Here is an 8207-nt window from a genome sequence, read left to right on the forward strand (position 1 = left end):
GGACTCGCACCGCGACGAGGGCCGCCGCTCCGGCGAGCACCGCAGCGAGGACCCGACGGGCCTGACGGCGGCGCCAGGCGGCCCGCCGCCCACCGCCACGTCCGAACGGTCCGGCGTGCAGACGCCGGGTGCGTCGCCTTCCGGTGGAACGGGCACCAGGCTCCGCATCGAGGGCGGGGAGGCCCGAGCCGAGCGACCGTCCACTCCTCCTCGGGGCGCGTGCCAGGTCATCCGTGCCGACCGGACCGGGGCGGACCCGCATACGACCTCTCCTCCCGCGCCGGCGTCTCAGACCGGCAGGGTGATGGGCAGGGGGAGGCCGTCGAGGACCCGGCGGCACGCGCACGACGCGGAGTCGTCGGGCTCGGCTGCGGGTAGCCGACGGATGACGTCGAGGAGCAGCGCCTTGAGGCGCTCCATGTTCCCGGCGAAGACCGCGAGGACGTCGGCGTGGGTGACGACATCCTGACCCTCGACCCCCGCGTCGTGGTCGGTGACGAGGGCGATCGTCGTGAAGCACATCGCCAGCTCGCGGGCGATGCCGGCCTCCGGCATACCGGTCATCCCGACGAGGGTGCCGCCCGCCCCTGCCGGTGCCACACCGACTCGGCCCGCGAGGAGAACCGGGGGCCGTTGACGACGACGAGCGTGCCCCCGTCGACGGCGGGCGACCCGGAGGCGGCCGACGCCTCGAGGACCGCGGTGCGGCCGCGGGGGCAGTAGGGCTCGGCGAAGGAGACATGGACGACGGGACCCCGGTCGGCGCCGTCGGGAGAGGTGCCGGGCGCGGCATACACCGTGTGGGCCCGGCCCCACGTGCGGTCGATGACCTGGTCCGGCACGACGAGGGACCCGGGCCCGTGCTCGGGGACGAGCGACCCGACGGCACAGGGGGCGAGAACCTGACGGACTCCGACCGAGCGGAGCGCCCAGAGGTTCGCCCGATAGTTGACCCGGTGCGGGCTCAGCCGATGACCCTGGCCATGGCGGGCGATGAAGGCGATGTCGCGACCGTCGACGACGCCGACCCGGACGTCGTCGCTCGGTGGGCCGAACGGCGTCTCGACGGGAACCCGCTCGGCGTCGTCGAGGAAGGAGTAGAACCCCGATCCGCCGATGACCCCGACGTCTGCTCGTGCGCTCATGGCGGTCAGCCTAGGGACGGCCGCCGCGCGAGGAGAGGCTCAGCCGGAGGCTGTGGATTTCGCGGGCGCAGACGACGACCCTGTGGATGACGACCCGGACGCGCCGCCCGACGAGGTCGACGAGCCGCCTCCGGAGGAGCCGGACCCCGAGCCGCCCGCGTCGGACGAGCCCTTGTCCGAGGGTCCCTTCGACGAGGACCCCTTGCAGGATCCGGAGCCGGCACGCGAGTCCGTCCGGTAGAAGCCGCTGCCCTTGAAGACCACGCCGACGGCGTTGTAGACCTTGCGCAGCTTCCCGTCGCACTCGGGGCAGACGGTCAGCGCGTCGTCGCTGAAGGACTGGACGATCTCGAACGTGTGGTCGCACGAGGTGCAGGCGTAGGCATACGTCGGCATGGTAGGCGGCTCCGGCGGACAGAGGATGGTGGTCAAGCGGCCACAGGGTACAAGGCCGAATGCCGCTCCGGCATTCCGGGTCGGGTGCCGGGCGTCAGTCGCGCCACCCGGCGAGCCTGCCGTGCTCGCTCACCGCCCGGATCCGCTGCTCGGTGTGCTCGCGGACCGCGTCGGTCGTCACGATGAGGAGCTGGTCACCGTGCCGGAGCGCGGTGTCCGCCTTGGGCACGAATCCCTTCTCGTCGCGGACGATGAGCGTGACGTTCGCCCCAGGAGGCAGGCGCAGCTCGAAGATCCGGACCCCGCCGAGCTTCGACGCCGGTCCGATCTCGACCTGGATGATGTCGGCGCCGAGCTCCTCCAGCGGCGTCGCGTCGACCTGCAGACCGGTCGCCAGGTGCGGCTCGTCGACTCCCAGGCGCTTGGCGACCCACGGCAGCGTCGGGGCCTGGACGAAGGTGAAGACGACGACGAGGACGAAGACGAGGTTGAAGATCCACTCGAAGCTCGGGGTCCCGATCGTCATCGGGACCGTCGCGAGGACGACGGGGACCGCGCCGCGCAGGCCGGCCCAGGAGAGGAACGCCTGGGTCCGCAGGGGGTAGCGGAACGGTGTGAGCGACACGAGGACCGACAGCGGCCGGGCGAGCAGGAGGAGCACCGAGCCGATGAGGAGGGCCGGGAGGAACTGGCTCGCGAACCCGCTCGGCGAGGCGAGCAGCCCGAGCATGACGAACAGCCCGATCTGGGCGAGCCATCCGAGGGCCGTCGTGAACCCGTGGACCGCGGCGCGGTGCGGGAGCTGCGAGTTGCCGATGACCAGTCCCGCGAGGTAGACGGCGATGAAGCCGCTCGTATGCGCCTCGCGGGCCGCGGCGTAGGCGAGGACGGTGATCGCGACGACGCCGATGGAGAACAGGCCGGACGAGCCGCCCGCCAGCGTCTTCATGAGCCGGCCGCCGAGCCAGCCGACGAGGAGCCCGATCGCCGCCCCACCGGTCAGCTCGGTCACCGCGTGGAAGAGGAGCTCCCACCACGGCTCGACGTGGCCGACGTGGGTGGCGTTCTGGGCCAGCGCGACGACGAGGATGACGACCGGGGCATCGTTGAAGCCGGACTCCGCCTCGAGCATCCCGCTGATCTGCGGGGGGAGCGGGACCCGACGCAGCACCGAGAAGACGGCGGCGGCGTCCGTCGAGGACAGGATGGCGCCGAGGAGCATCGACAGCTCCCACGAGATCCCGAGGACCCAGTGCGCGGCGACGGCGACGACGACGACGGACACGACGACCCCGACCGTCGAGAGGACGACTGCGGGTCCGACGGCGCTGCGGATCCCCGGCCACGACGTCGTGAGGCCGCCCTCGGCGAGGATGAGGACGAGGGCGCTGTAGCCGAGGACCTGGGTCAGCTCGCCGCTGTCGAACTTGATGCCCAGTCCGCCCTCGCCGAGCAGGACCCCGATGAACAGGTAGAGCAGGAGGGAGGGGAATCCCGAGCGGACGGACAGGCGCACCGCGGCGACCGACACGATGAGGACGAGGCTGCCGATGAGCAGGACGGGAGTGAGGTCCTCCGTCGTGAAGGCGTCGGTCAGTGCGGCCACGTCTTCCCTTCCCGGTTCATGAGGTGTCCTAGTCTCGCAGGGTGTCCCGCTCCACGGTGCTCCGCCGCGTCGCCATCGCCGTCGCGGCTCTCCTCGTCGTGGCGGTCGTCGCCGTCGGCGCCCTCGCCTGGTCGGTCACCCACCGCCCGCTGCCGAAGACCTCGGGGGAGCTGCGGATCGCCGGCCTGTCCGGGCCGGTCACCGTCCAGCGCGACGCCCGCGGCGTCCCGACGATCACCGCGGACACCGCCCAGGACCTCTTCCGGGCCCAGGGGTTCGTCGAGGCCCAGGACCGCTTCTTCGAGATGGACCTGCGCCGCCACATCACCGCCGGGCGGCTGTCCGAGCTCGTCGGGGACGCCGGCTTCGACACCGACAAGGTCGTCCGGACGATGGGCTGGCGCCGGGTCGCGGAGGAGGAGCTGCCCATGCTCTCGCCGGCGACCCGCCAGTACCTCCAGGCCTACGCCGACGGCGTGAACGCCTATATCCACAGCAAGAGCTCGCCGTCGCAGATGGCGCTGGAGTACTCCATCCTCGGCCTGAAGATCGACGACTACGACGTGGAGGACTGGACGCCGCTGGACTCCCTCACGTGGCTCAAGGCGATGGCCTGGGACCTGCGCAGCGACTACGACGACGAGCTCGCCCGGGCCCAGCTCGCCGGCCGGATGTCGCTGAAGCAGATCTCCGAGATCTACCCCGACTACCCCTTCGACACCCACGCGCCGATCCTCAGCAGCAGCGACTGGTCGCCGTCGAGCCGGGACGCGTCGGCGGCGAGCGCCGTCCCGTCGGCGCTGCGGGCCACCGCCGCGCCGGCCGCCCAGACGGCATACCGGTCCGTCGAGGCCGCGCTCTCGAGCATCCCCCAGCTCGTCGGGAGCGGCGATGGCGTCGGGTCGAACTCCTGGGTCGTGTCCGGCAGCCTCACGACGACCGGCAAGCCGCTGCTGGCCAACGACCCGCACCTCGGCGTCGGCATACCGAGCATCTGGTACCAGGTCGGGCTCCAGTGCCGCCAGGTGACCGAGCAGTGCCCGTTCTCCGAGTCCGGGTTCGGCTTCTCCGGCGTGCCCGGCATCGTCATCGGGCACAACCAGAAGATCGCCTGGGGCTTCACGAACCTCGCTCCCGACGTCAGCGACTTCTACCTCGAGCAGGTGCAGGGGGACAGCTCGCTCCGGGACGGCAGCTGGGTGCCGATGCAGACCCGTCGGGAGGTCATCAAGGTCGCCGGGCAGCGCGACCGGACGATCACCGTCCGCTCGACGCGGCACGGGCCGATCCTCTCCGACGTCATCCCGGCAGTGCACTCGGCCGGGGCCGATGCTCCGGTCACCGGGGGCGACCGCAACGAGACGTATGCCGTCGCGCTCGCCTGGACGGGCCTCACCCCGTCGCGGACCGCCGACGCGATCTTCGAGCTCAACACGGCCCAGAACTTCGCCCAGTTCCGCGAGGCGGCGAAGGACTTCGCGGTGCCGGCCCAGAACCTCGTGTATGCCGACACCGACGGCCATATCGGGTACCAGGCTCCCGGGCTCGTCCCGGTCCGGGCCTCGGCCATCGCCGGCTACCTGCCCGGGTACTGGCCGGCGCCGGGGTGGTCGTCGGCATACGACTGGAAGTCCTGGGTCCCCTTCGCCCAGATGCCCTGGGTCGAGGACCCGAAGGAGGGCTTCATCATCACGGCGAACCAGGCCGTGACCCGGGACACGACCCCCTTCCTCACCTCGGAGTGGGACTACGGCTTCCGGTCGCAGCAGATCCGGTCCCGGCTGACCGCCGACCTCAGGGCCGGCAAGGTGTCGGCGGCCCAGATGTCCTCGATCCAGATGGACGACACGAGCGGGTTCGCCCCCACCCTCGTCAAGGCGCTGCTGCGGATCGACCTCAAGGACGACCCATTCACGCGGGAGGGCCAGGCGCTGCTGCGGCACTGGGACTACACCATGCCTGCGGACGACAGCACCGCGGGCGCCGCGGCGGCGTACTTCAACGCCGTCTGGTCCAACCTGCTGCGGCTCACCTTCGACGACGAGCTCCCGGCGGGACTGCAGGCCGACGGCGGGGACCGCTGGATGCAGGCGGTGACCGTCATGCTCGGCAACACCCGCAGCGCCTGGTGGGACAACAAGTCGACGCCGTCGGTCGTCGAGGGCCGCGACGAGATCCTTCGGCAGGCGATGGTCGCCGCCCGTCTCGAGCTGACCAAGACGCTCGGCAAGGATCCCGCCGACTGGCAGTGGGGCAAGCTGCACACCCTCGACCTCACGAGCCAGGTCATGGGCGGCGACGACGTCCCGTGGTTCGTCCGGTGGGTCTTCAACCGCGGCGGCTACCACATGCCCGGCGGGTCGGCCATCGTCGACGCCAACGGGTGGGACGCGAGCGCCGGATACACCGTCGACTGGGCGCCCTCGATGCGGATGGTCGTCGACCTGTCGAACTTCGACCACTCGACGTGGGTCAACCAGACCGGCGAGAGCGGCCATCCCGCGAGCTCGCACTACGACGACCAGATCGACGCCTGGGTCAAGGGCCGGACCTACCCGTGGCCGTTCACGACGGGCGCCGTCAAGGACGCGACGAAGGACGAGCTGCGTCTCGTGCCGGGCGCGGAGGACGACTGACGGCCGGTGGAGCGAGGGCCGTCGACGCGGGTCAGCGGCGGATCGCCGTGTAGCCCTCGGCGGTGAGCACCCCGTCGACGAGCGCGTCGTGGGGCTCACGGGGGAGCGGCGCGTGGCCGTACTCACCGGGGTGGAGGAGGACGACGACCTCCGTGCCCGGTCGGAGTCTCGGGATCGCCTTGTCGTAGCACCCGCCGCCCTGCCCCATCCGGGTCCCGCCCGTGTCGACGGCGAGGCCGGGCACGAGAGCGAGGTCGGTCCGGGCCACGGCGTCGAGGCCGAGCGGCCGGCGCTCGGGGTCGGCCGCGTCGAACCAGTCGAGGTCGAGGTCCGGCAGGGTGATGGGCAGCAGGACCCGGATGCCGTGGGCTCGCAACGCGTCGAGGAGCGCCGGCGTCGGCGGCTCGCCGGCCCACGACTCGTAGAGGGTCACCGTGGCGCCGGGCCCCAGACCGCGGTTGGCGACGAGGGCGAGCCCGCGCGTCGCGAGCGCCTCCGCGTCGGCGGCCACGTCGCGCGCCGCGGCGATGCCCCGGCGGCGGGCCCGTCGCTCGGCCCGGACCTCGCGCTTGGATGCCGTGGGTGAAGATGCCTCGGGCGAGGGAGCAGCGGTCACACCGATCATCGTAGGGTGGGCGCCATGAGCGACGCCGGGCTGGCCGCAGCGACCGAACGGATGCGCGAGAGGGGGATCGACGCGCGCGCGATCACGGTCTTCGAGCACTACTACCGGCAGCTGGAGGAGGGGCGGACCGGGACGATCCCGGAGGCGACGATCGAGCCGCTCGGTGACGTCCCGCGCCTCGTCGACCTCGAGGTGAGCGACGCCGAGCGGGCCGCGGCGCTCGCGCGGACGGTCGTCGTCAAGCTCAACGGCGGCCTCGGCACGAGCATGGGCCTGTCCGGCCCGAAGACGGCGCTCGAGGTCCGTGACGGCCTCACCTTCCTCGACATCATCGTCCGGCAGGTGCTCGCCCTCCGGAGCGCCCACGGCGTCGACCTGCCGCTCCTGCTCATGGACTCCTTCCGCACCCGCGAGCAGTCCCTCGCCGCCCTCGAGCCGTATGCGGACCTGGCCGTCGACGGCATACCGCTCGACTTCCTCCAGAACGCCGAGCCGAAGCTGCGTGCCGACGATCTGTCGCCCGCCGACTGGCCCGCCGACCCGACGCTCGAGTGGTGCCCGCCGGGGCACGGCGACGTCTACGTCGCCCTCGCCTCGAGCGGCCTGCTCGCCCAGCTGCGGGGGAAGGGCTACCGCTACGTCTTCCTGTCCAACTCCGACAACCTCGGCGCGACGTGCGACCCGACGATCCCGGCGTGGATGATGCGCGAGGCGATCCCCTACGTCGCCGAGGTGTGTCCGCGAACCGTCAACGACCGCAAGGGCGGCCACCTCGCGCGCCGGCTCTCCGACGGGCGCCTCGTGCTTCGCGACAGCGCGATGGTCGAGCCGGGGGAGGAGCACTTCTTCGCCGACAACGAGCGCTACGACGTCTTCCACGCCAACAACCTGTGGGTCGACCTCGACGTCCTCGACGCGATGCTGCAGGAGCGCGACGGCGTCCTCGGCCTCCCGATCATCGTCAACCGCAAGACGGTCGACCCGAGCGACAAGTCCTCGACGAAGGTCATCCAGCTCGAGTCGGCGATGGGGGCGGCCATCGAGACGTTCGAGGGCAGCCGGGCGCTCCTCGTGCCGCGGACCCGGTTCCGCCCGGTCAAGACGACGAACGAGCTGCTCCTGCTCCGCTCGGACCGGTTCGCCCTCGACGAGGCGTTCGAGATCGTCGAGACGACCGACCACGCCGAGCCGCTCATCGACCTCGACGGCCACTACACGCTCATCGACGCGTTCGACGCCCGGTTCCCGCAGGGGGTGCCGTCGCTCGTCGACTGCTCCTCCTTCACCGTGCGGGCCGACGCCACGTTCGGCGCCGGCGTGCGGTGTGTCGGCGACGTCCTCGTCGAGTCCGACGGTCCGGTCACCATCCCCGACGGGACCGTCCTCGCAGAGGCCGCCGGTGACGCGGTGGCCGGCGACGATCCCGCGGGAGCGGCGGAGTGATCTCCGGAGCCGAGCATCTCGCGGGTGTCCTCGCGCTGCTCCCGCCTGCCCGGTCCGAGCGCGTCCCGCTCGCCTCCGCCCTCGGACGGCATCTCGTCGAGGACGTCGTCTCGACCGTCGAGCTGCCGCCCTTCGACAACTCGGCGATGGACGGGTATGCCGTCCGCTCGGTCGACGTGTCCACCGCGGCGCCCGGCGCGCCGGTCGTCCTTCCCGTCCTCGGCGACATCGCCGCCGGGGCCGTCCCCGGGGCGCTGACCGTCGGGCCGGGGTCGGTGGCGCGGATCATGACCGGTGCGCCCATGCCGCCGGGAGCCGACGCCGTCGTGCCGGTCGAGGCGACCGACGGCGGCGTC

At 72.1% G+C, this 8207-nt stretch carries 7 protein-coding genes and 1 pseudogene; 3 read left to right on the top strand and 5 right to left on the bottom strand.

All coding sequences use genetic code 11. The features are described 5' to 3' along the window. Positions 1-288: 288 nt before the first annotated feature. From BN12_RS26495 to BN12_RS13905, 4 genes are read right to left on the bottom strand one after another with little or no spacing between them, the layout of a single operon-like run. Positions 289-564, bottom strand: coding sequence for a phosphorylase family protein (locus BN12_RS26495; protein ID WP_268807010.1), 276 nt, complete (start codon positions 562-564; stop codon positions 289-291). After that, positions 561-1145 (bottom strand): MTAP family purine nucleoside phosphorylase, encoded by a 585-nt coding sequence (locus BN12_RS13895; protein ID WP_268807011.1) that lies wholly within the window; start codon positions 1143-1145, stop codon positions 561-563. The genes BN12_RS26495 and BN12_RS13895 overlap by 4 nt, the downstream gene beginning before the upstream one ends. A gap of 39 nt (positions 1146-1184) precedes the next feature. Further along, positions 1185-1577, bottom strand: a complete 393-nt coding sequence (locus tag BN12_RS13900; RefSeq protein ID WP_407667796.1) for an FmdB family zinc ribbon protein — start codon at positions 1575-1577, stop codon at positions 1185-1187. Positions 1578-1635: 58 nt separating this feature from the next. Then, positions 1636-3147, bottom strand: coding sequence for a potassium/proton antiporter (locus BN12_RS13905; protein ID WP_048553326.1), 1512 nt, complete (start codon positions 3145-3147; stop codon positions 1636-1638). A gap of 41 nt (positions 3148-3188) precedes the next feature. Between BN12_RS13905 and BN12_RS13910 the strand changes: the two genes are divergently transcribed. Beyond that, on the top strand, positions 3189-5783 hold the full coding sequence (locus BN12_RS13910; protein ID WP_048553328.1) for a penicillin acylase family protein: 2595 nt from the start codon (positions 3189-3191) through the stop codon (positions 5781-5783). A gap of 31 nt (positions 5784-5814) precedes the next feature. Here the strand turns inward: BN12_RS13910 and BN12_RS13915 are convergent, their stop codons facing one another. Continuing rightward, positions 5815-6399 (bottom strand): 5-formyltetrahydrofolate cyclo-ligase, encoded by a 585-nt coding sequence (locus BN12_RS13915; RefSeq protein ID WP_235432408.1) that lies wholly within the window; start codon positions 6397-6399, stop codon positions 5815-5817. Positions 6400-6423: 24 nt separating this feature from the next. Between BN12_RS13915 and BN12_RS13920 the strand changes: the two genes are divergently transcribed. Continuing rightward, entirely contained in the window at positions 6424-7851 is a 1428-nt protein-coding gene (locus tag BN12_RS13920; RefSeq protein ID WP_048553331.1) for a UTP--glucose-1-phosphate uridylyltransferase, read from the top strand. Beyond that, positions 7848-8207 (top strand): annotated as a pseudogene (locus BN12_RS13925) (gephyrin-like molybdotransferase Glp); the annotation flags it as partial. The gene BN12_RS13920 and the pseudogene BN12_RS13925, both read left to right, overlap by 4 nt.

Source organism: Nostocoides japonicum T1-X7 (assembly GCF_001046855.1).
Classification (GTDB): domain Bacteria; phylum Actinomycetota; class Actinomycetes; order Actinomycetales; family Dermatophilaceae; genus Nostocoides; species Nostocoides japonicum.